Raw genomic sequence first — 20,220 nt, 5'->3', positions numbered from 1 at the left:
CTGGATGTCTACTCGCGCGGCGGCCAGAGGCCCAACGGCATCCGGCTTCGCTTATGGCCGGGAGGTAGATTCATTGTTCGGGCTGGTGTCGCTGGGGAGCAGGACGCTGGCGTAGATGCGGCGGATGCGGTCGGGGGCCGCTGATTCGTACGCTGGTGAGCAGGTGTGGTACGACGTCGAGCCCGCGATGACGGTTTACACCGCGAGCGGGTCGGCGGTTTCACCGTGATCTACATCTGATCCGATAAGTCTTGCCGAGGAAGGGAGCTCCAGTGGCCGCCGAGCCGTTCGAAGTCGGTATCACCGAAGCCGAGATCGCGGATTTGCGTGAACGATTGCGAAGGACGCGGTGGCCCGAGGCCGAGCCGGTGGACGACTGGTCGCAGGGTTTGCCGCTGTCTTATGCGCAGGAGCTGTGCCGTAGCTGGGCCGAGGACTACGACTTCGGGTTCGCCGAGCGGCTGAACGTGTTCCCGCAGTATCGCGACACGATCGACGGGCTGGGCATCCACTTCCTGCACGTCCGCTCGCCGGAGCCGGATGCGTTCCCGCTGGTGCTCACGCACGGGTGGCCGGGTTCGGTGCTCGAATTCCTGGAGGTCCTGGGCCCGCTGACCGACCCGCGCGCGCACGGTGCGGACCCGGCGGACGCGTTCCACATCGTCGCGCCGTCGTTGCCCGGGTACGGCTGGAGTGACAAGCCGTCGACGACCGGGTGGGGCGTCGATCGCATCGCACGCGCCTGGGACACGTTGATGGTCTCGCTGGGTTACGAGCGGTACGGCGCGCAGGGCGGTGACTGGGGTTCGGCGGTGTCCGGCGCGCTGGGCGAGGTGGCGCCCGAGCGGGTCGCCGGCGTGCACCTGAACATGGGGTCCGTGGCGGCGGGCACGTTCGACGACCCGACGCCCGCGGAGCTGGCGAACCTGAAGGCCGCCAAGGAGTTCCGACGCACCGGTCGGGGGTACTCGGCGATCCAGGCGACGCGGCCGCAGACGCTCGGCTACGGCCTCACCGACTCCCCGGCGGGCCAGGCCACGTGGATCGCCGAGAAGTTCTGGGCCTGGACGGACAACAATGGTCATCCCGAGGACGCGTTGTCGCGGCAGCAGATTCTCGATGAGATCTCGGTCTACTGGTTCACCGCGTCGGCCACGTCGTCGGCCCGCCTGTATTGGGAGAGCTTCGCCGCTTTCCGCGACAAGGTCACCGCGCCGTCCGGGTTGTCGGTCTACCCGCGCGACATAACCCGCCCGTCGCGGCGAGAGGCCGAGCTGCGGTTCACCGACCTGCGCTGGTTCGAGGAACTGCCGCGAGGTGGCCACTTCGCCGCGCTGGAGCAGCCGAAGTCCCTGGTCGAGCAGGTGCGCGGCTTCTTCCACTTCTTCCGCTGACGGCCCGTCCCAACCCACCACGGCCGGCCCGGCCCACCAGCATCTCAGGAGCGCCGCGCGAGAATCCGGACCCACGCGTGCCCTCTCACGTCGATGACGGTGAAATTGGCGTCGGGAGTGTCGAATTCACGCATTGCGTGCCTCTCGCTGGTGTGCGGCCCTGACCGGGGTGAGTCGGGACATCGGCGCCATCCCGCACATGCCCGCGCGTCACCGGTGAACATGTCGGGCGAGGACGCCGAGCAGACGGGGGACGACGACGTACACCGCGGCCGGGACCACGAACGCGGTCAGTACGAGTGCGCGCAGCACGGGATGCCAGCCGGCCGTGAACGGTGCCATCGCGGTCATTCCGAGGGCGACCATAGGGAAGATCGCGAGCCAGGTGACGGCGGCGCGGACGTGCACGGATGGGGCGGGAACAGTGGTGCTCACAGTGACTCCTCAAGACTCCAACTAGATGGTTGTAGATGTGAGTAGACACCTCCGGAGGGAATTCTGCAACTGTTTAGTTGGAGAATTTGCTAGTCTGGCCTCATGGCCTGGGACACCGAACGCACCCGACGATTGCTGCTGGACGCCGCGGTGGCGGAATTCGGCGAGCGCGGACTGGCGGGAGCGCGCGTGGACCGCATCGCGGCCGCTGCGGGGGTCAACAAGGAGCGGATCTATAAGTATTTCGGCACCAAGGATCAGCTCTTCGCCATCGTGATCGCCCGGGAAATCGGCGAACTCGGCGAGGCGGTTCAGGTCGAAGGGGAGGGAACCGCTGCGGTGATCGGTTATGCCGAGCGGTTCTTCGATCACCTCTGCGACAAGCCCGCATTGGCGCGCCTGCTGTTCTGGGAGAGTCTGGAATTGGGGGCACCGGTGGCCGAATCCGAGCGGCGCCAGAGTATGCTGGGCAAGCTTCGAGGTATTCGCGACGCCGTGCCGGAGCTTCCGGAATCCGTTGCGAGAGAACTACTTCTGACGATTCTGTCGCTGTGTTACAGCTGGCATGCGTTGCCTACCCTGGATCGCCTGGCCACCGCCACGGCCCCCGACGCTGCCCGACGGTCGGCCCGGCGTACGGCGATCGGCGAAACGGTGGCGGCCGAGCTGGCGCTACACGTGTCCGACGACGCCTCGGTTACGCGGCAGTGGTCGGGATAGGTGCCGCGACCCATGGTGCGCACTGCGCAACCCGTTTCCGGATTACCGAGCGAGGCATTCCGATCAGCGGCGAGCCTGCGCGGCTTACGGGCATTTCAGGATTTGGCATGCCTGGATGAAGTGTTCACGCCGGACGTCTCTTCCATTGGAACCGCCGTTGATGATGCGTGAGACGGGATCGATGCTCGCGGGGTCCTGGGGGTGCGCGTTGTCGGCGGCGGCATTGAGGTTGTGGGTGTTCCAGTACCACGCGGCCGTGGCGAACGCGTACTTCGGATCCGCCACAAGCTCGGGGTGATTGACGAAGTCGACACCGAGCGCCTGGCTTGCGCGTTCGTAGTTGTGGCGTCCGGTGAGTTGGAGGCCACCGCGCCCTTTGTACCTGGGGCCGTCGCCCGGTTGGGTGTTGCCGAGATCTGCCCGTCCGTTGTAGTCGCTACCGTCGCTGTACTCGGTCAACGTGGCGAAACCGGCGGTCTCCTGTCCGACCTGGGCGAGGAAAGCGGCGGCACGCTGCGGTGTGTCGATACCGGCCGACTGCATCGCGCTGTTGATGTCCGGTAGCCAGGTGGTGACATTCGCCTGATCGGCGCCGGGCAGCGCCGCGGGGGCCGCGATGGGCGGAGGGGCCGGGGCCGCGACGGGCTGAAGGGCCGGGGCCGCGACGGGCTGAGGGGCCGGGCCGGGTGCCTGAGCTGCTCCGGGCGCGCCGGCTGCGGCGACGGTAGTCGCGAGCGCCTTGATATCGATCGCCTGTGCTGTGGACGACTGGCCACCGCCGGCCGTGGCGATGATGGTCGCCGCCGCGGTGGCGGCCAGCGACACGGCACCGGCGGTGCGGACGATCGAGGTCATGGATCTGCGGCGTGTGGATGTTGCGGACATGCGGTCTGATTCCTGTTCTCGACTGTTCGGGCACACAGCGGGCAGCGAGCAGCCAAGCGGGTCCGAATGAACTCGCCTCTGCACGGAGTGCTGTGGGGATGGCCTGACCCGGAACGACCGAACTGTCGCGATGCTGCGGGCGCTGCGCTGTGCCGCGCCTCGACCGGAGTCGGGCGCGCGTCCTACCGCGATCAGTCCGCCGACCGGTTTCTCAGCCGAAGGCGCGGCTAGAATTTGGCGGCGGTTTCAATTGGGAGGTGCGAATTACGATTCGCAAGGCACATTCGGACCAGGTAGCCGAACGTATATCTATACGATAACGCTCCGGCATCACTCCGACAACGACGAGACGTCGGAAGCGGAGCCGCGCGATGGTTGATTACCGACTTTTCCGGCGTCTGACCGGGGGGAGTTTTCTAAACTATGTCGCCGCTCACAGTTTGTGGTTCTGTATTCCAGATCACGTTCACATCACGAAGGCCGTTACGTGTTCGCGCGTCACGAGGCCGGACGGGGGCGTATTTCGCCGGCCTGGTCGGCCCTGCGGTCGGCTGTGAGCGAGGGGACGCTGCCCCCTGGATACGACGATTTGCGCCACACACTGGCGACGTGCGGAGGCGGACCGATGGCTTGATCGGCCGTATCGGAGGTCGTCTCATCGGCGTGATTCCGCGACGTCTCTACTGGCCGCGTACTCGGCGGCGCCCATGTTGAAAGACTGGGCACGCGATCTGGTCGACTTTTACACCATCCCGGTTTGCCTTTCAGGCGGCCTTTCGCTCGCGCCTTGGCCATGTCTTCGCGGGTGCGTAAGTGGCCGAGGTTGGCTTCGAATTCGGCGACCATCGCCAGGGTTTGCAGGAAGAGATTGCCGAACGGATCGTCCCGTCGTAGATCTGGCTGCCGAGCCCGAACAGCGCCTCGCGTTCACGCAGTCGAACCACCGCTCGAATCGTCAATCATCAAGTGGCGCAACAAAACTTAACCTGCGTCGATCCGGATAGGCGCGCCGGAACCGCCGTTCGATCGAAGTCGACGCAGCGGTAGTGATCTACTGGATTCATGATGGCAGGGGAAACTCCGGCGACGCTCACCGAGGCACTGCTGGCGGGCCCACGCGGTCGTCGTCTTCTCCTCGAGTACGCGCGCATCGCCGACGAGCGTGCGCGCGTCGAACACACGCAGGACTCCTTCCGCTCCGGAGTGTTCTACGCCGCTCACCAACTCGATGCGGGAAGCGGAGTCGCATGCGTCATCTACGGACCCGGCGCCGACCAACCCCTCCCGCGCGTCGCACCCGAACAAGTGGCGCGACTGCTGGCGGACGTGCCGCTGCCCGATGTGACGAAAAAGGACCTGCATACCGCGCTCGCGGCGACCACTGATTCCGCCCGGTACTGGCAGGAGCCCGAAGGTGAAGATGTTCTCGCCATGACGGACCCGATGCTTCGAGAACTGCGACGCGTCGCCGAACACCTCAGTGCGTCGGAGCACGCTCGGTGGTGGACCACCGGTGTTGTTCGCGACGAGCAGTGGTCAGTGGGATGGGGCAAGCGACACCACAGCGTTCCTTCGGTCGGGAAAGTGCTCACCACATGGCTGGGCCGGGTCGTTGCAGAGGAGAAACGCGCGGCGTGGGAACGCCCCACCGATCCGACAGCCGCCTACTCCGGCGTGTGGTGGTCGTCGCCGCTCGGTGTTCCGTGCTCCACACGGACACTCGATGACGGTTCGCCCGCGTCCCTGTGGTTCGTCGAAGACTCCGCGGGTGAGAATCGTGCCTGGGCTCGGCGACAGATCATCCCGGCAGACATCGATACGTTCGAAATCGACGGCGCCGCCGCCTGGGCGCATCTGTGTCAGCGGTTCCCGCTCGAGGTCACGGCGCAGAAACGCCACGACTGGTACCGCACCACGGGCCGCGACGGGCGGTGGGTTCTGCCCGACTGGCATGCCGTTGCCGAGGAGTACGGGGGAGTGCACCTCACCGTCGCCGGCTATCTCGCGGCTGCGGGCATCGCTATCGATGTCGACGGTGACACGGCCTCGGTGATCGCGGGATGGGCACCCGACGAAGCGTTCTGGCTCACCGGTGACGTCCGCGCCGACGGTGACATCGTCGAATGGGCGCGCGACGACATCAACGAGACGTGGTCCGGCATCCGAAGCGGGGGCGGTGGCGGCAGTGCGAATTCCGGCCGCGCTGATGTGCCGCAGAGTTGATCAGGACGCCCACGAGCGGTCGGGGTCGATGCCGGTTTCGGGATGTCGACCGCGCATGAAGAACGACGCCACAGGACGACAATGCCCAAAGTCATTGCGGATCGTCACCGCCGGACCTGCTCGCAAATCAAATGCGTTCAAAGATCTCCAGTACGTGTCCTTCCGGATCTTCGACGAAGGCGACCTTGATTCCGATATTCGTCATCAGTCGAGGTGGTTCGGTCACTGTGCCGCCGGCGTCGGCAACTCGCTGCACCACAGCATCGATTCCGCTCACCTCGAAGCCGATGACTGCGGAACCCGGTGCCGGTGCCGGCCGGTTCTTGTAGTGCAGCAGGACCAGTGATCGATCGGTTCCGTCGGCGGAGGTCATGATGATCTCGGCGAGAGGATCGGCGCGATCGTCGAAGTCGTAGCGAGTCTTTTCCGCGCGACCGAAAACTGTCGAATAGAAGGCGAATTGGGTTTCGAGATCATTCACCAAGATCTTCGTGAACGAAAACGACTGCTGCGGTGCGGGGGAACGCTGGGCACCCAGAACCTCTTCCCGGCTTCCCAGTTCGAAATGTATATCGAAGACGCGTTGGATGATTCGCCATCCTGCTGCTGTTCGGGTCAGTGTGTCTCGGTAGACCCCCGCACATTCGTACGTCTTGTCGGTGTGTGGGCCTGCTCCCATGTGGAAGACCCTGGCCTTGCAGGTAGTGGATGCGGTATCTCCGTCGATGTCGACGATCATGTTGCCCAACAGATGTTGAGAAGGTCCACAGTGGTCGAGGAACGATCGAATCATCGCGACGGTGGCGACCTGCCCTTCGATCGCCGGCGCATCGGCACTGCCGTATCGAACGACGACCTCGGGGGCGAACGCTTTCCCGATGGATGGAATGGCTCGACGATCTGCGGGCGCCGAGCTCCTAGCGTTGCGTGGTCGCGAGTGACCGAAATCGACATCTCGGAGGTGGGCAAATGTTCTCGGAGCGGGCGTTCTTCTCGTTCATCGAACTGACCGATCCCGACAGGCATCGGGAATACAACGAATGGCATCAGCTGGATCACCGGCCGGAGAATTTGCTGCTAGCAGGGGTCGCGTGGGGCGATCGCTGGGCTCGTCGCCGAGACCGCGGCGCAGAGCTCGGGACTGCCGCGGGGGAGCTGGCCGGTACCGACTATATGGCCATGTATTGGTTCCGGCCACCGTACGAGCAGAGCATCGCCGAATGGACCAAGCTGGGTGAAGACTCCTTTCAGTGGGGGCGGGGCCCGATTCTGCCGGGGATCCGGCGGTCCCTGCTGGCGTTCTTCACTCCGGTGAAAGGCTATGTGGCACCACGTGTTCTGGTGTCGGCCGACGCGCTGCCGTTCCGGCCGAACCGCGGACTGCATGTCACTCTCACATATTTGGCCGACCCGCACGGTGTGCCCGCGCACGAGCAGTTTCGCTGGCAGGATCGGGTGCGGATCCCCGATCTGCTGGGGTGTCCCGGGGTGGCGGGTGCGTGGTCGTTCGCCCTGCATTCGGTGCAGACGCATCCGACACTGCCGCTCGGGGAGGCGCGGCGAGAGTATTCCAGTGGTGCGTTGCGGATTCGCCTGTTGTATCTGGACGGCGATCCCGAGACGGTGTCGAGCGAACTTGCCGAGCATGAGCGGGAATGGGACGCGGCGGGCCGTGGTGCCCCGTATCCGGATGCCGAGGAGGTGCTGTTCGCCGCGCCGGTGCATTCGATCGTTCCTTGGCAGGACTGGTAGCAGTGATGCGCAGCGCTGAGTTGTCGTCCATACAGTCCGGAGGATTGGCCGAGGCGATTCCGTACGACTCCTCACGCACGCGTCCGGTGCGGCGGCAGGGCGTTTTCGAACCGCGGACAGATCCGGTCCGCGCTCCTCGCACGTGCTAGCGTATGAGCTGGCGATTCGGTGAATACCCGTTCGCCGAACCGGTCCGGGAGGTGATGCGGATGCCGTCTGCGAAGCAGCGTGTGACCGCGACCGATGTTGCCCGGTCACTCGGACTGTCGCGCGCGACTGTCGGGTTCGTCCTCAACAACACTCCCGGGCAGACGATTCCGGAGAAAACCAGGCAGCGGGTGCTGGCCGAAGCCGAGCGGCTCGGATACCGGCCCAACCGAGCGGCGCAGACATTGCGCCGTGGCAGTAGTCGCCTGGTGCTGTTGGTGCTGCCCGACTGGCCGGTCGAAGACAGTATGGCGGACTATGTCGACGAACTGGCTTGTGCGCTGGATCGAGCCGGCTATTCGCTGATCACCTACACCCGCCGGGCGGCGGATCGCTCCCGGCCGCTCTGGGAGTCGGTCACCCCCGACGTGGTGATCGGTCTGGCCGATTTCGATGCGGAAGAACAGGATTCGTTGCGGGCCAGCGGGGTCCGCCGAGTTGTCATCGGAACGGTAGGGCGCTCGGAGGCGGCTGTCGCCGGGGTGGGGTTGCAGGTGGAGCACCTCTATTCCCTGGGGCATCGGCGGCTGGCCTATGCCACCGGCTGTGACGAGAGACTCGCAGATCTCGTCGCCGCGCGAGTGGCAGCCGCGCAGGGGGCAGCCCAGCGTTTGGGGCTCGAACCGCTCGACGTTCGTGAAGTCGGCACGGGAGAGGCCTCGGCCGTGACGAGTGTCCTGGCCTGGCGTGACAGCGGTGTCACCGGCGTCGTGGCCTACAACGACACCGTGGCGGCGATCGTTGTCGGTGCTGCGATGCGGGCTGGTATCGGTGTCCCGGCACCCTTGGCGGTGATCGGTCACGACGACACCCGACTGGCGGCTGTGTTCGTACCTTCGCTATCGAGTGTGCGGATGGATGCGGCAGGGGTGGCTCGATACACCGCCGACCTCGCATTGCACGCCGCCGGTGAACTCGCCGCGGCGCCGGAGCCGGCGTTGCCGACCATGACGATGATCCGTCGCGAGTCCAGCTAGTTACCGCTAATCGCGTTGTGCTGCAGTGTAATCGGCGCAAATCCACATAGAACGTCCCGAACCCGGAGCGTAGACCGGGGTGGACGCGGCCGGCCGCGGCGTCCGTTCGGCGCTTCCGGTGGTGAGTTGTGTGCTCGTTGCTACCGACATTGCAGCCCAGTGGCACTAACACGAGATAGTTTAGGCGTGCTTCGTGAAGATTGTGTTTTCCGGGCACACTTCCCCGGCCGTATTCCGCTCGGCGGGAAATGCGATGACCCGCGGGCACGGGCTCAGCCACTCTTACCAGGTATGCGAACAGAAATTCCTGCAGTCGTTCCCGCGGCCGACGTCGAGGACTGGAGCGGGCAAGCGGATGTGATCGTCGTCGGATTGGGCATCGCGGGGGGATGCGCGGCGGTGGAGGCCGCGGCACACGGCGCCAAGGTACTGGTATTCGAGCGGGCTGCGGCCGGCGGTGGTACATCGGCGATGGCCGGAGGCCATTTCTATCTCGGCGGCGGCACTGCGGTGCAGACCGCCACGGGACACACCGACTCCGCGGTGGAAATGGAGAAATACCTCACGGCCGTTTCGCGGGAACCCGATGTGCGCAAGATCCACGATTACTGCGTCGACAGTGTGGCGCATTTCGAGTGGCTGGAAGGTCTGGGCTTTCGCTTCGAGCGGAGCTTCTATCCGGAGAAGGCCGTCATTCAGCCGGGGACCCAGGGCTTGATGTACACCGGCAACGAAAAGGTATGGCCCTTCTGTGAACTGGCTGTCCCCGCGCCGCGCGGCCACAAAGTGCCCGTGGCCGGTGACACGGGTGGAGCGGCGCTCGTGACCGGTCTGCTGGTGCAGCGGCTCGAGCAACTCGGTGTCGAGATCCGGTACGAAACCGGAGCACAGCAGCTGATCTGCGATGAGAGTGGAGCCGTCGTCGGGGTGCGCTGGAAACGGTTCGCGGAATCCGGGGCGGTGAAGGCGCGTGCGGTGGTCCTCGCCGCCGGGGGTTTCGTCATGAATCCCGATATGGTGCGGCAATACGTGCCGCAGCTTGCCGAGAAACCGTATCCGCTCGGCTCGTCGTTCGACGACGGCCTCGGTATCCGGATGGGTATGTCGGTTGGGGCTGCCACCGCGCATATGGACCAGTGTTTCGTGACGGCGCCGGTGTACCCGCCTGCCCGGCACCTCACCGGAATCATCGTCAACGCGCAGGGGGAGCGGTTCGTCGCCGAAGACTCGTATCACGCTCGCACCGCCGGATTCGTCTTGGAACAGCCGGATGCGAAGGCATTCCTCATCCTGGATGAATCGCACTTGGCGAAGCGGGATTTCGAACTGGTGCCGTTCATCGACGGGTGGGAGACGGTCGGCGAGATGGAGACCGCGCTCGGCATTCCGCCGGGCAATCTGCAGCGGACGCTGGATGCCTACAACGCGCACGCCGCCGAGCGCTCCGACCCGGAATTCGGCAAGCGACCCGAGTATCTGGAGGCGCAGGACCGCGGTCCCTGGGCGGCATTCAACCTGTCGCTCGGTGTGGCGTCCTATGCCGGATTCACCCTCGGCGGACTACGGACGACCGTCGACGGACAGGTCGAGCGCCCGGACGGGACCACCGTTGCGGGTCTGTACGCGGCGGGCGCCTGTGCCTCCACGCTGGCTCAAGACGGCAAGGGGTACGCCAGCGGTACACAGCTGGGTGCGGGGTCGTATTTCGGCCGCCGGGCCGGTCGGCATGCGGCGTTCTCGGCTGGCGGAGAAGCGGATTCGTCTCACTCGCGGAGCCCGATGACCAGCTGAGGCCGGCCTCCTCGACGGTGCTGGAGGGGATCGGGCCGCGCCGGGCGGGAGTGTGCCGTTCACCGGGCAAGCGAGTTCGAGCCGTGCTTCCGATGCGCACGCTGGCCAACGGAGAGATCCACATCTTCCCCAACTGCGGGCACCGGGTGATGATCGAGCAGTAGGAAGAGTGGGAAGCGGCGGTTCTAGGGTTCCTCCGCCGCTGACAGTACCGCCGGCGTCGTGTCGGTGATGACCGGCGCCGACATCGCACAGAAACTGTGACACACACGGTCTTTGACGAGCTGCTCGGGGCACTCCGGATCGAACCACCGGTCCACATATCCCCAGTGCACCGGATGATTCATATAGGGCCCGAGCAGCGTGTCGAGATCGGCGAACTCCTGCTCCCAGACATGGGTCCAGGCCGACGTTCCGGAAGCGTGAGCGACGCGACTGAGCTGCCACGCCCGGATTCCCGGCAGATGTGCGGGCATCTGCAGCATCGCGTGTTCGAACCGCCCGAGTTCCGCGGGCGAAGCGGAATCGTCCACGCGTAACAGCAACGTCCGATAGACCGAGGCCGGGCTCGACGAGTTGCGGCGTCCCGCCCGGTCCTGCCCGGGCGATCCACCGCGATATTCGGCGGCATCGACGTGGTGAATGGAGCTGCCGGAGGTCGCCGCGTCGATCGGTGCCCGCCGGCGCGACCATTCCGATTCCGACTCGAATTGCAGGTGGACGAGAAGGTCCCCGCCGTTGCGTGCTCCGGGCAGTGTGGGCGCGACGAGGGTGTACCGAGCGGGAATCGAATCGGCCGCGGCGGTGATGGTGCGTAGTACCGCTTCCCTGTCCGCGGTGTCGTCCAGATGGAGTAGTCGGGTCACCTTATACATGGCACAGCCCTTCTACGGCATCGGCCGCGGCGGCCATGGACCGGGAGCGTTCGACGATCATGGGGGAGACCGACTGCCACCATTGGGCGTACACCGGATCGTGGCGTCCCTTCACTGCCGCGGCCCACCACTGCTGCGGACCTTCGACGGTCCAGGTCGCGGTGACGACATTGCTCTCCGCGTCGATCCAGGCCGGCGGGCTGACCAGGACGCGGTCCAAGGTCAGACCGCGTTGCCGCGCGCCGGGGGCGTATTCGCTCAAATACGCGTCGATGAAAGCGCGCGCGTGGCCGGGTTTGAGCACTATCCGGTCGATGATGTAGATGGTGCTGTCGCTCATGGTGTTCAACGTAAGTGGTGCGCCGCCGACTGGGTGATCTCGTTCCCGTCAGCCGGGAGCGGCCGGGGGCAATGGGTCCGGAATGCCTTGTAAGCTCGGCGATTATGGGTGCTGACGTCGATTCTTTCCCCAACTTGCCCGCCACCAGCTGGGCCGTATTGGGGATGTTGTCATTCGGTGAGGAATTGACCGGCAACGAATTGAAGAAATGGGCCGACTGGAGTATCGGATTCTTCTATTGGAGTCCGTCGGTAAGCCAGATCTACGGCGAACTGAAGAAGCTCGAGGACCTGTCGCTGGTGCAGTCCCGACTGGTCGCGGACGAGGGCGTGCGCAACCGGCGGCTGTATCGCATCACCGTGGACGGGCTGCGCGCGCTGCGTAACTGGTCGCGCGATGCCGACGTGGATATGCCGGTGCTCAAACATGGGGTGATGCTTCGCCTTTGGATGGGTCATCTGCACGATCCGGAGCAGTTGAAGCGCATCGTCAGGACCCATATCGACAACCTTCGCGAGCGCGCGCGGCGAGCGGGACGGCACGCCGACCGGTCGGATCCGGAGCCGGGATGGTCGTTCACGCAGATGAGTTTGCGCTGGTCGCAGCGCTATTTCGAGGCCGAGATCGAGCTGGCCGAGCAGCTGCTCGCGGATATCGATGCCGCGGCCGAGCATTATCGCTCCTCGGTCGTCACCGACGAATTCGGACTTCCGGTGCCGCGTCATCCCGGAAGTTGGCGTGCTGTGGGCGCTGACGATCCGGACGCGGAGACCGGAACCGACCAGTCAGCCTTCGGCGAGAACGGAGGGCGCGGTCGGTAGCGATCGCAGGATGTTCTTGCGCTGCAAGGTCGGAGTCACGAACCGGCCGGCGTTGAGGCTGCGCACGATGGCGGCGGCCGTGAGCTGCACCGGCGTGGTCATGCGGCTGTCGAACGACATCTTGTTGAGCGGACCGCAGATGGACACTGCGGTCCTGGCCTCGCCCACCTCCCCGATCGGAGCGGCGATACACCCGAACCCGGTCGGTGCGCCGTTTCGTTCGACGGCATAACCCAGCTGCCGGACCACCTCGCCGCCCGGTTCGGTGTGGTTGTCGTATGCCAGCAAAGCCTTGCCCAATGCCGTGCGGGCGGCGGGCAGGCGGCCGCCGATGCGCGTCGGAACCTGCGCGGCCAGCCGGCCGCCGATCTTGTCCAGGTACACCACGTCGGCGCCGTCGAGCACCGCGAGATGCACCACCATTCCGGTGGCGCGGTACAGGTGATGCAGGTGTTCGCGCGCCGCGGCGTGCACCCGATCTTGGTGGACGGCCAGCGAGCCGAGCTCGACGAGCCTGATCCCCAGGCTGTAGCTGCGGCCCTGGCGCTGCAACCAGCGCAGGCGGACGAGCCGATCGAGCATCCGGTGCGCCGACGAGCGAGGCAGTCCGGTCCGGGACACGATCTCGGTCAGACCGAGACTTTCGTGTCCGTCGAAGGCGTCGAGGACGAGAGTCAACCGGTCGAGGATATTGCTGGGGGTGTTCGCCTCGGCCGCGTGAATCTCCTGCGTAACGGTCATGCTGTGCTCCTCGTTGACCACGGCGACGATCTGACGTGCCTATTTCGATTAGAAAATAGTGGCACATCGACGCCGATCTGTGAAGCGGGTCACGGAGTTTGCTGCCGTCGTGGCGGGTGTGGCGAAATTTCTGCGAACCGTTGTCCCGGTGAACGGGAACCGCCGTCCGCGACCGGGTGTCCGATCCGCACATAATCGCCGCTGACATCGATATGTGATGCACATCATGCGAGGAGCCCGGTGTGCCGACGAACACTCGGCGTGGCTCCTCCTCGCAGAAGGAGATCTCGGATCATGAAACTTGGCGGACTTGCTCGCCACCGGCGAACACTTGCCGGATTCAGCGCATTGGCCCTGATAGGGGCCCTGGGCGCGAGTGCATGTAGCAGCGACGACACCTCGAACAACAGCGCGATCGCCGGTGCCTCGACCACATCGCTGCCGGACAACCCGGCCTCCGGTACACCGGTGAAGATCGGGTTCGTCTCCACCGAGGGCGGCGCGGTCGTCTCGATTCCGGAAATGCGTCAAGGGGCCGAGGCTGCGGTCCAGTATGTGAACAAGAACGCCGGTGGGTTGGCCGGGCATCCGATCGACCTGGTCGTGTGCAAGCAACAGGAGGAACCGACCTCGGCGACCAAGTGCGCCAACGAGTTGGTCGAACAGAAGGTGGCGGCCGTCCTGTCGCCGGGAACCTCGCAGGGTCCGGCCATCGTGCCGATCGTCGCGGGGGCGGGGATCCCCTACGTCACCCTCAACGGTGTGTCGCAGGTGGAGCTGACCTCGCCGGAATCATCGTCGCTGTCGGCCGGGTTGCCCGGCACGATCACCGCGATGGCGCAGGCGGCCAAGAAACAGAACATGAAGACGTTCACCATTTTCGCCAGTGACGGCGGCGGTATCGGCGCCATGATCAACGCGATGGGCGCTCCGATCTTCCAGGGGGCCGGCGTCGACCTGAAGGTGGTGCCGATCGCCCTCGGCGTGCCGGACCCGACTCCGCTGGTCACCTCCGGACTGTCCGCCAAGCCGGACGGTGTCAGCGTCATCGCCGATGCCGGAACCTGCACCTCGGTGTACAAGGCGATCCAGACCGCCGATCCGAACGTGCAGAAGGTCTACATCCCGACGTGCCTCGATCCCTCGGTCACCAACATCATCGGGATGGACACGGTCAAGGGCAGCATCGGCATCACCGCCACCGACTACCTGTCCGATCGCCCGGATTCGGTGCTCTACCGCTCCGTGCTGCAGCAGTACGCGAAGGATCTGAACGTCACCGGCGCCGCGTCCTCCGGCTACCAGCTCGTCACGGCGCTGGTCGGGGCCACCAAGAATCTGCAGGGCCAGGCCGATGCGGCGGGCATCAAGCAGGCGTTGAAGACGGCCCAGAACGTCGAGATGCCGGCCGGCGGCGGAATCACGTTCACCTGCAACGGCACCGCCGTGCCGCAGATGCCGTCGATCTGCTCGCATCAGATGCTGATCGGCAAGATCAACGACAAGGGTGTCCCGGTGGACCTCGAAGTGACCGGATAGGTCAAGGGTAACAACGGGATTCGGCCAGAGAGATCGCCATGACAGACCATCTTTCCTACCTCGTGCTCGGCCTCGGAAACGGGGCTGTGTACGCGGCTATCGGACTCGCGCTCGTAATGACGTTCAAGAGTTCCGGTGTGGTGAACTTCGCGACCGGCACGGTCGCGCTGTACACCGCATACACCTACGCCTTGCTCCGCAAGGGGGAACTGCTGGTTCCGATACCGGGACTGCCCAAGTCCATCCATCTCGGTGGGCCCCTGGGTGTCGCCCCGGCCATGGCGATCTCTCTGGTCTTCGCCGCCGTCCTCGGCGTGCTCTGCTACGCGCTGGTGTTCGGGCCCATGCGGACCGCGTCGGTGGTGGCGAAGGCGGTGGCTTCGATCGGGTTGATGATCGTGATCCAGGCGCTGATCGCGCAGCGGGTCGGCACCGGACTCGTTGCCGTCCAGCCGATTTTCGCCCTGGACACCTTCCGGATCGGGGACCGAACCGTGCCCACCGACCGGATCTGGCTCGCGGCCTCGATCATCGGCATCGCGATCGTCGCGACGGTCGTGTTCCGCTTCACCCGCTTCGGTGTCGCGACCGAAGCGGCCGCCGAATCGGAGAAGGGCGCCTACCTGACCGGATTGTCACCGGACCGGATCGCGTTCAGCAACTGGGCGCTGTCCTCGGTGGTCGCGGGCCTCGGCGGCATCCTGATCGCGCCGCTGGTGGCGTTGAATCCGGTGGCCTATTCGATGTTCATCGTGCCGGCGCTGGCAGCCACCCTGGTGGGCAATTTCAGTTCGATCTGGCTGACCGTTGCCGCGGGCATCGTGATCGGTGCCCTGCAGGCCGAAGCCACCAATCTGCAGGGTCTCTACAGTTGGATGCCGAAATCCGGTACGGCCGAGGCGATCTCGCTGCTGTTGATCCTGGGATTCCTGGTCGTGAAGGGACGTCCGCTGCCCGATCGTGGCAGTGTGGTGCGCAAGGCACTCGGACGCGCCCCGCGACCCGATCACATAGCGATCCCCGCAATGCTGTCGCTGGTGGTCGCCGTCGTGGCGCTGACCGCGACGTCCGGCAGCTACCGGGCCGCCGTCGTCAGCAGCATCATCTTCGGCGTGCTCGCCCTGTCGCAGGTCGTGGTCACGGGATATGCCGGTCAGATCTCGCTGGCTCAGCTCACCCTCGCGGGTGTTTCGGCCTATGCGTTGAGCGTGCTGAACCAGCACCTGGGGATCCCGTTTCCGTTCGCGCCGATCCTGTCCGCCCTGTTCGCGACCCTCGTCGGCGTGGTGGTCGGCCTGCCGGCGCTCCGAGTGCGTGGCCTGCCGCTCACCGTGGTCACGCTGGCGCTCGCAGTCTTCGTCGAAGCGTTCTGGTTCCGAAATCCCGATCTCAACGGCGGTGTCGCCGGCGCGCCGATCGACAATCCCCGGCTGTTCGGCATCGACCTCGGAATCGGTGCGGGACATGCTTATCCGCGTATCGCGTTCGGTGTGCTGTGCCTGGCGGTACTGACGATGGTCGGACTCGGTGTCGCCTGGTTGCGCCGCAGCAGCCTCGGTACCGACATGCTCGCCGTGCGCGCCAACGAACGTTCGGCGGCGGCCGCGGGCATCGATGTGTCGCGCACCAAACTGATCACCTTCGCGATCGGCGCTTTCATCGCCGGGTTGTCGGGTGCTCTGCTCGGCTATCAACAGACTCTTGCCACGCCGGAGCCGTTCGCGGTATTCGCCGGCATCGGGCTGTTCGCCATCATGTACGTCGCCGGCGTCACCTCGATCAGGGGCGCGATCCTGGCCGGTCTCATGGCTCCGGGCGGTGTGGTCTACCTGCTGGTCGACCGCTTCCTGCACATCGGTGACTACTACGCCGTACTGAGCGGAATTCTGCTCATCATCACCGTGATGACCAATCCCGACGGCATCGCCAGCCGCCTGCCGCGGGTTCGGTGGCCTGCGCTGCGCCGCGGCGATCGCACCTCGTCCGGCGGGGTGGAGGTGACCGATGCCGTGACGCCGCGCGACACCGACATTCCGCTGCTGTCGGTCGACGGCGTCAGTGTGTCCTACGGTGCGGTGGCCGCGGTATCGAATGTCACCTTCGAGGTGTTCCCGGGTGAGATCGTCGGGCTGATCGGGCCGAACGGCGCCGGAAAGACCACGCTGATCGATGCCGTCACCGGATTTGCCTCGGCGAGTGGTGCCATCACCCTGGACGGCACCGCCATCGCCGGTGCACCGCCTCATGCCCGCGCACGATCGGGACTGGGCCGCAGCTTCCAGGATGTGGAACTCTACGACGATCTCACCGTCGCGGAGAACGTCCGGGTCGGCGCCGCCCGATCACAGTCGAAACTTCCGGTTGCCCAGTTGGTTTCGCGCACACTGGCTGTCCTCGGACTCGGGGACATGGCCGATGCGGCGGCGGCCTCGCTGTCGCAGGGACAACGGCAACTGGTCTCGGTGGCCCGCGTGCTGGCCGCGGCCCCCGCGGTGGCGCTGCTCGATGAACCCGCCGCGGGGCTGGACAACAACGAAAGCCGTTGGCTCGGTGAGAAGTTGCGTTCCGTGCGCGACAGCGGAACCGCGATTCTGCTGGTGGATCACGATATGGAGCTGGTACTCACCATCTGTGATCGGGTGATCGTGCTGGATCTGGGCACGGTGATCGCCAGCGGACCACCGGAATCGATCCGGACGAATACCGAGGTGCTGCGTGCCTACCTCGGCGTCTCGTCCGACACCGTCGAAGTGGATTCCGAAGCAGTGCCCGAATTGCAGTCCGGCGCTCTGACCACGCAGGAGGCGTAGCCATGACAACAGTGCTGGAATGCCGCGACCTCAGTGCCGGCTACATCAAGCAGCGACCGTGCCTGCGCGGTGTGGGCCTGGACCTGCACGCCGGGGAGATCACCTGCCTCCTGGGGCCGAACGGGGCGGGTAAGACCACGTTGCTCTCGACCTTGTCCGGACTGCTGCCCCGCGCCGGCGGTGAGATCCGGGTCGAGGGCGCCGACATCGTGAGCGGACGCCCACGAGCCGCAGTGCGTGCCGGAGTCGTGCTGGTGCCCGACGACCGGGCCTTGTTCCGGCAGTTGAGCACCCGGCAGAACCTGCGTCTCGCCGCGGCCGAGCGCGCCCGGCGCCGGACGGCGATCCCCGAAGTGCTGCAGTACTTCCCGGCCCTGGAGAAGCGGCTGTCGGTCGACGCCGGGCGGCTGTCCGGCGGCGAGCAACAGATGCTGGCCATCGGCCGGGCGATCCTGCAGCGCCCCAAGGTCCTTCTCATCGACGAACTCAGTATGGGACTGGCCCCGGTCATCGTCCGCGAAATCCTGGATGTGCTGCGTGCACTCGCCGACGACGGCATGAGCGTGCTACTGGTCGAGCAGCATGTGCACCTGGCGCTGGGAATCGCCGACCGAGCCGCGATCCTGGTGCACGGCACGGTCGCGGATTCCGATACCGCCGAAGCGCTGCGTGCCGATCCACGCCGAATCGAGCGGGCGTATCTCGGTGAGGCAGGCGAGGATTCGGCCGCGACGGCGGTCTCCTGACCCGGGGCTCGCCATGCGCGGCCGGCACCGGTGCGGACCGGGCAAATCGGTGTCGCCGCGGTGGCCGGCCGAAACACGTGTCGCGATGCGGATCGGTCCACCCCGACTGTTCCGCTCCACGGGACGGGATCCGTGTTCGCCGGTAGGTTCGAGGAAGGATTTCGGTACTACCGTTGTCACCCGGTGTGCGCCGGTGGCGTTGTCGTCGAGGAGGGCCGGGTATTGCGCGGGATCAACCACGTCGTCCTGTACGTGTCGGATCTACAGCGCAGCCTGGACTTCTACGAGGGTGTACTCGGGTTCCGCCGGCTTCCCGGCGCATTTCCCGGCGCTGCCTTTCTGCGCCACGAGGACTCGGCCAACGATCACGATCTCGGCCTGTTCCAGGCCCGGGACCGCGCGACGCCGGTACCCGGCGCTGTCGGCCTCTATCACGTGGCGTGGGAGGTGGACACCCTGGCCGAACTCGCGGCACTGCACGAACGTCTCGCCGCGGCACGGGCATTGACCGGCACCGGCGACCACGGTTCCACCAAGGCCCTCTACGGGCGCGATCCCGACGGGATCGAATTCGAAGTGTGCTGGCTGGTGCCCGACGAATGTGTCGAGCAGGCCCTGGTGCCGGGTACTCCGCCGACCGCTCCGCTCGATCTCGCCGCCGAGATCGAGCGTTACGGCGCGTCCACTCCGGGCGGTCCCCGCACCGATTCGACCGTGTGGGAGCGCATCGCGGCACGGTACGCGGACGGGTTCTGACAGACCTCTCCCGCTGAATGGGAGGGCCTCGGCTGGCGCCGATCGCGGAAACCTATCGTCCTGTCATGCCACGTGCTTGTGACCCAGTTCACCGCCGTGAACTGGGCGCACCGGGCCTGTCGAACCACCGCCTTCGCATCCGGCGGTAGTCGTGGCTCACGTGTGCTGTGGAGCCGAGACCGTTACGGCTGCAACAACTTTCCGTCCCTATCACCGTTGCTGGAGGGCCTCACAATGACCAATCCCGTCGACACCGTCGCCGCCGCCGTCGCGGCGGCGCAAGCCCCGACCTACGAGGCCCGCAGGATCTCGACCGGATACTCCTGGCCGGAGTGCCCCCGGTGGCACGAGGGCACCTTCTGGTTCTCGGACATGTACACCGGAACCTTGAAGACCCTCGACGCGGACGGCAACGCCACCGTCGTCGTCGACGCGAACGCGCGGGCGGCGAAGACCGACGTGCCGATCGTGCTGGGCGGATTCGGCTGGTTGCCGGACGGGCGGCTGATCGTGGTGTCCATGCACGAGAAGTTGGTGCTGATCCACGGCGGGGGCGGGCCCGAGGACCTGTCGGTGTACGCCGACATCTCCGAGCACTGCTCGGCCGCAGCCAACGACATGGTGGTCGACGCCGACGGGCGCGCCTATATCACCCAGCTCGGCTTCGATCTGTTCAAGGGCGAGGATCCCGTTCCGTCACCTCTGATCGTGGTGGAACCGGACGGCACCGTCGGCACTCCCGAGAAGGTCGGTCCGTTGTTGTGCGCCAACGGGATTGCCGTCAGCGCCGACGGAACCCGGGTCTACACCGCCGAGGTGATGGCCTTCAAGATCACCGTGATGGATCGCGCCGCCGACGGCACCCTGTCGAATCCGCGAGAGTTCGCCACCTGCCCGTTCATGCCGGACGGGATCGGCCTCGATGCCGAGGGCGGGGTCTGGGCGGCCATGCCCGGCGGCGGATATGTCGCGCGTTTCACCGAAGAAGGCATCACCGACGCCGTCTCGCTGCCGTTGGAGAACGGCATCGCCTCGGCCTGCCTGCTCGCCGGTCCCGATCGCAGCACCCTGTACCTGACCGCCGGCTACGAGGTCTTCGACTTCGAGAAGTCCGCTCGGGAAGCGCTGGGTGGCATCTGGGTGGCGGACGTGCCGCAGCACGGCGGCGACACCCGTCCCTGATCCCGTCCGAAGCCCACCGAATTCAC

17 protein-coding genes and 2 pseudogenes are annotated in these 20,220 nt (G+C 65.9%); 12 read left to right on the top strand and 7 right to left on the bottom strand.

The genetic code is table 11. The annotated features are described in order from the left end of the window. Positions 1–272 precede the first annotated feature (272 nt). Positions 273–1,394, top strand: coding sequence for an epoxide hydrolase family protein (locus IG65_RS0126220; RefSeq protein ID WP_030517618.1), 1,122 nt, complete (start codon positions 273–275; stop codon positions 1,392–1,394). Between the two features lie 210 nt (positions 1,395–1,604). Here IG65_RS0126220 and IG65_RS0126210 read toward each other — a convergent pair whose 3' ends face one another. Continuing rightward, positions 1,605–1,829 (bottom strand): hypothetical protein, encoded by a 225-nt coding sequence (locus IG65_RS0126210; protein WP_036525741.1) that lies wholly within the window; start codon positions 1,827–1,829, stop codon positions 1,605–1,607. Positions 1,830–1,931: 102 nt separating this feature from the next. Between IG65_RS0126210 and IG65_RS0126205 the strand changes: the two genes are divergently transcribed. Next, positions 1,932–2,549 carry a TetR/AcrR family transcriptional regulator gene (locus IG65_RS0126205; protein ID WP_030517616.1) on the top strand — a complete coding sequence of 206 codons (618 nt, stop codon included), beginning with the start codon at positions 1,932–1,934 and terminating at the stop codon, positions 2,547–2,549. 84 nt (positions 2,550–2,633) lie between these two features. On the opposite strand, the gene IG65_RS0126200 is transcribed toward IG65_RS0126205, so the two are convergent. Beyond that, complete coding sequence (locus tag IG65_RS0126200) at positions 2,634–3,374, bottom strand: glycoside hydrolase family 19 protein (RefSeq protein ID WP_231509432.1); 741 nt, start codon at positions 3,372–3,374, stop codon at positions 2,634–2,636. Between the two features lie 816 nt (positions 3,375–4,190). Beyond that, positions 4,191–4,342, bottom strand: a pseudogene (locus tag IG65_RS39865) (recombinase family protein); the annotation flags it as partial. A 154-nt stretch (positions 4,343–4,496) separates the two neighbouring features. Between IG65_RS39865 and IG65_RS0126190 the strand changes: the two are divergent. Continuing rightward, a complete protein-coding gene (locus IG65_RS0126190) occupies positions 4,497–5,657 on the top strand; it encodes a hypothetical protein (protein ID WP_231509431.1) in 1,161 nt (386 codons plus the stop codon). A 127-nt stretch (positions 5,658–5,784) separates the two neighbouring features. Here IG65_RS0126190 and IG65_RS39860 read toward each other — a convergent pair. Beyond that, positions 5,785–6,549 (bottom strand): annotated as a pseudogene (locus tag IG65_RS39860) (nuclear transport factor 2 family protein); the annotation flags it as partial. 77 nt (positions 6,550–6,626) lie between these two features. Here IG65_RS39860 and IG65_RS0126175 point away from each other — a divergent pair. The 3 genes from IG65_RS0126175 to IG65_RS0126165 all read left to right on the top strand — a co-directional run bounded on the left by IG65_RS0126175 (position 6,627) and on the right by IG65_RS0126165 (position 10,384). Then, the gene (locus tag IG65_RS0126175) at positions 6,627–7,409 is read left to right on the top strand and encodes a hypothetical protein (protein ID WP_030517613.1); all 783 of its coding nucleotides are present in this window, start codon (positions 6,627–6,629) and stop codon (positions 7,407–7,409) included. Between the two features lie 209 nt (positions 7,410–7,618). After that, the gene (locus IG65_RS0126170; RefSeq protein ID WP_081879771.1) at positions 7,619–8,593 is read left to right on the top strand and encodes a LacI family DNA-binding transcriptional regulator; all 975 of its coding nucleotides are present in this window, start codon (positions 7,619–7,621) and stop codon (positions 8,591–8,593) included. A 291-nt stretch (positions 8,594–8,884) separates the two neighbouring features. Beyond that, on the top strand, positions 8,885–10,384 hold the full coding sequence (locus tag IG65_RS0126165) for an FAD-binding protein (protein ID WP_030517611.1): 1,500 nt from the start codon (positions 8,885–8,887) through the stop codon (positions 10,382–10,384). A 185-nt stretch (positions 10,385–10,569) separates the two neighbouring features. Here IG65_RS0126165 and IG65_RS0126155 read toward each other — a convergent pair whose 3' ends face one another. Both IG65_RS0126155 and IG65_RS0126150 read right to left on the bottom strand, forming a co-directional pair. Beyond that, positions 10,570–11,259, bottom strand: a complete 690-nt coding sequence (locus IG65_RS0126155) for a Dabb family protein (protein WP_051756889.1) — start codon at positions 11,257–11,259, stop codon at positions 10,570–10,572. Continuing rightward, positions 11,252–11,599 (bottom strand): hypothetical protein, encoded by a 348-nt coding sequence (locus IG65_RS0126150; protein ID WP_030517609.1) that lies wholly within the window; start codon positions 11,597–11,599, stop codon positions 11,252–11,254. The genes IG65_RS0126155 and IG65_RS0126150 overlap by 8 nt, the downstream gene beginning before the upstream one ends. A 104-nt stretch (positions 11,600–11,703) precedes the next feature. Between IG65_RS0126150 and IG65_RS0126145 the strand changes: the two genes are divergently transcribed. After that, a complete protein-coding gene (locus IG65_RS0126145; RefSeq protein ID WP_051756887.1) occupies positions 11,704–12,420 on the top strand; it encodes a PadR family transcriptional regulator in 717 nt (238 codons plus the stop codon). Here IG65_RS0126145 and IG65_RS0126140 read toward each other — a convergent pair. Next, positions 12,385–13,161, bottom strand: coding sequence for an IclR family transcriptional regulator (locus tag IG65_RS0126140; protein WP_030517607.1), 777 nt, complete (start codon positions 13,159–13,161; stop codon positions 12,385–12,387). The genes IG65_RS0126145 and IG65_RS0126140 overlap by 36 nt on opposite strands. A gap of 294 nt (positions 13,162–13,455) precedes the next feature. Here IG65_RS0126140 and IG65_RS0126135 point away from each other — a divergent pair, with 294 nt between their 5' ends. The 5 genes from IG65_RS0126135 to IG65_RS0126115 all read left to right on the top strand — a co-directional run bounded on the left by IG65_RS0126135 (position 13,456) and on the right by IG65_RS0126115 (position 20,194). Continuing rightward, positions 13,456–14,700, top strand: a complete 1,245-nt coding sequence (locus IG65_RS0126135; protein ID WP_030517606.1) for an ABC transporter substrate-binding protein — start codon at positions 13,456–13,458, stop codon at positions 14,698–14,700. A gap of 38 nt (positions 14,701–14,738) precedes the next feature. Then, on the top strand, positions 14,739–17,510 hold the full coding sequence (locus IG65_RS0126130; RefSeq protein ID WP_030517605.1) for an ATP-binding cassette domain-containing protein: 2,772 nt from the start codon (positions 14,739–14,741) through the stop codon (positions 17,508–17,510). A 2-nt stretch (positions 17,511–17,512) separates the two neighbouring features. Beyond that, positions 17,513–18,256 (top strand): ABC transporter ATP-binding protein, encoded by a 744-nt coding sequence (locus IG65_RS0126125; RefSeq protein ID WP_030517604.1) that lies wholly within the window; start codon positions 17,513–17,515, stop codon positions 18,254–18,256. A 222-nt stretch (positions 18,257–18,478) separates the two neighbouring features. Further along, a complete protein-coding gene (locus tag IG65_RS0126120) occupies positions 18,479–19,012 on the top strand; it encodes a VOC family protein (RefSeq protein ID WP_030517603.1) in 534 nt (177 codons plus the stop codon). 234 nt (positions 19,013–19,246) lie between these two features. Then, complete coding sequence (locus IG65_RS0126115) at positions 19,247–20,194, top strand: SMP-30/gluconolactonase/LRE family protein (RefSeq protein WP_030517602.1); 948 nt, start codon at positions 19,247–19,249, stop codon at positions 20,192–20,194. The last annotated feature ends 26 nt before the right edge of the window (positions 20,195–20,220 follow it).

Origin of the sequence: Nocardia sp. NRRL WC-3656, assembly GCF_000720265.1 — a bacterium.
Taxonomy (GTDB): Bacteria; Actinomycetota; Actinomycetes; order Mycobacteriales; family Mycobacteriaceae; genus Nocardia; species Nocardia nova.
Note: the sequence above shows the minus strand (reverse complement) of the source record. Positions and strands in the feature narration are given on the sequence as shown.

Bases quoted from the DNA above. Each gene is read 5' to 3' on its own strand.
- IG65_RS0126205 (WP_030517616.1), top strand. From the start codon at position 1,932: ATGGCCTGGGACACCGAACGCACCCGACGATTGCTGCTGGACGCCGCG.
- IG65_RS0126190 (WP_231509431.1), top strand. From the start codon at position 4,497: ATGATGGCAGGGGAAACTCCGGCGACGCTCACCGAGGCACTGCTGGCG.
- IG65_RS0126175 (WP_030517613.1), top strand. From the start codon at position 6,627: ATGTTCTCGGAGCGGGCGTTCTTCTCGTTCATCGAACTGACCGATCCC.
- IG65_RS0126170 (WP_081879771.1), top strand. From the start codon at position 7,619: ATGCCGTCTGCGAAGCAGCGTGTGACCGCGACCGATGTTGCCCGGTCA.
- IG65_RS0126165 (WP_030517611.1), top strand. From the start codon at position 8,885: ATGCGAACAGAAATTCCTGCAGTCGTTCCCGCGGCCGACGTCGAGGAC.
- IG65_RS0126155 (WP_051756889.1), bottom strand. From the start codon at position 11,259: ATGTATAAGGTGACCCGACTACTCCATCTGGACGACACCGCGGACAGG.
- IG65_RS0126150 (WP_030517609.1), bottom strand. From the start codon at position 11,599: ATGAGCGACAGCACCATCTACATCATCGACCGGATAGTGCTCAAACCC.
- IG65_RS0126145 (WP_051756887.1), top strand. From the start codon at position 11,704: ATGGGTGCTGACGTCGATTCTTTCCCCAACTTGCCCGCCACCAGCTGG.
- IG65_RS0126140 (WP_030517607.1), bottom strand. From the start codon at position 13,161: ATGACCGTTACGCAGGAGATTCACGCGGCCGAGGCGAACACCCCCAGC.
- IG65_RS0126135 (WP_030517606.1), top strand. From the start codon at position 13,456: ATGAAACTTGGCGGACTTGCTCGCCACCGGCGAACACTTGCCGGATTC.
- IG65_RS0126130 (WP_030517605.1), top strand. From the start codon at position 14,739: ATGACAGACCATCTTTCCTACCTCGTGCTCGGCCTCGGAAACGGGGCT.
- IG65_RS0126125 (WP_030517604.1), top strand. From the start codon at position 17,513: ATGACAACAGTGCTGGAATGCCGCGACCTCAGTGCCGGCTACATCAAG.
- IG65_RS0126115 (WP_030517602.1), top strand. From the start codon at position 19,247: ATGACCAATCCCGTCGACACCGTCGCCGCCGCCGTCGCGGCGGCGCAA.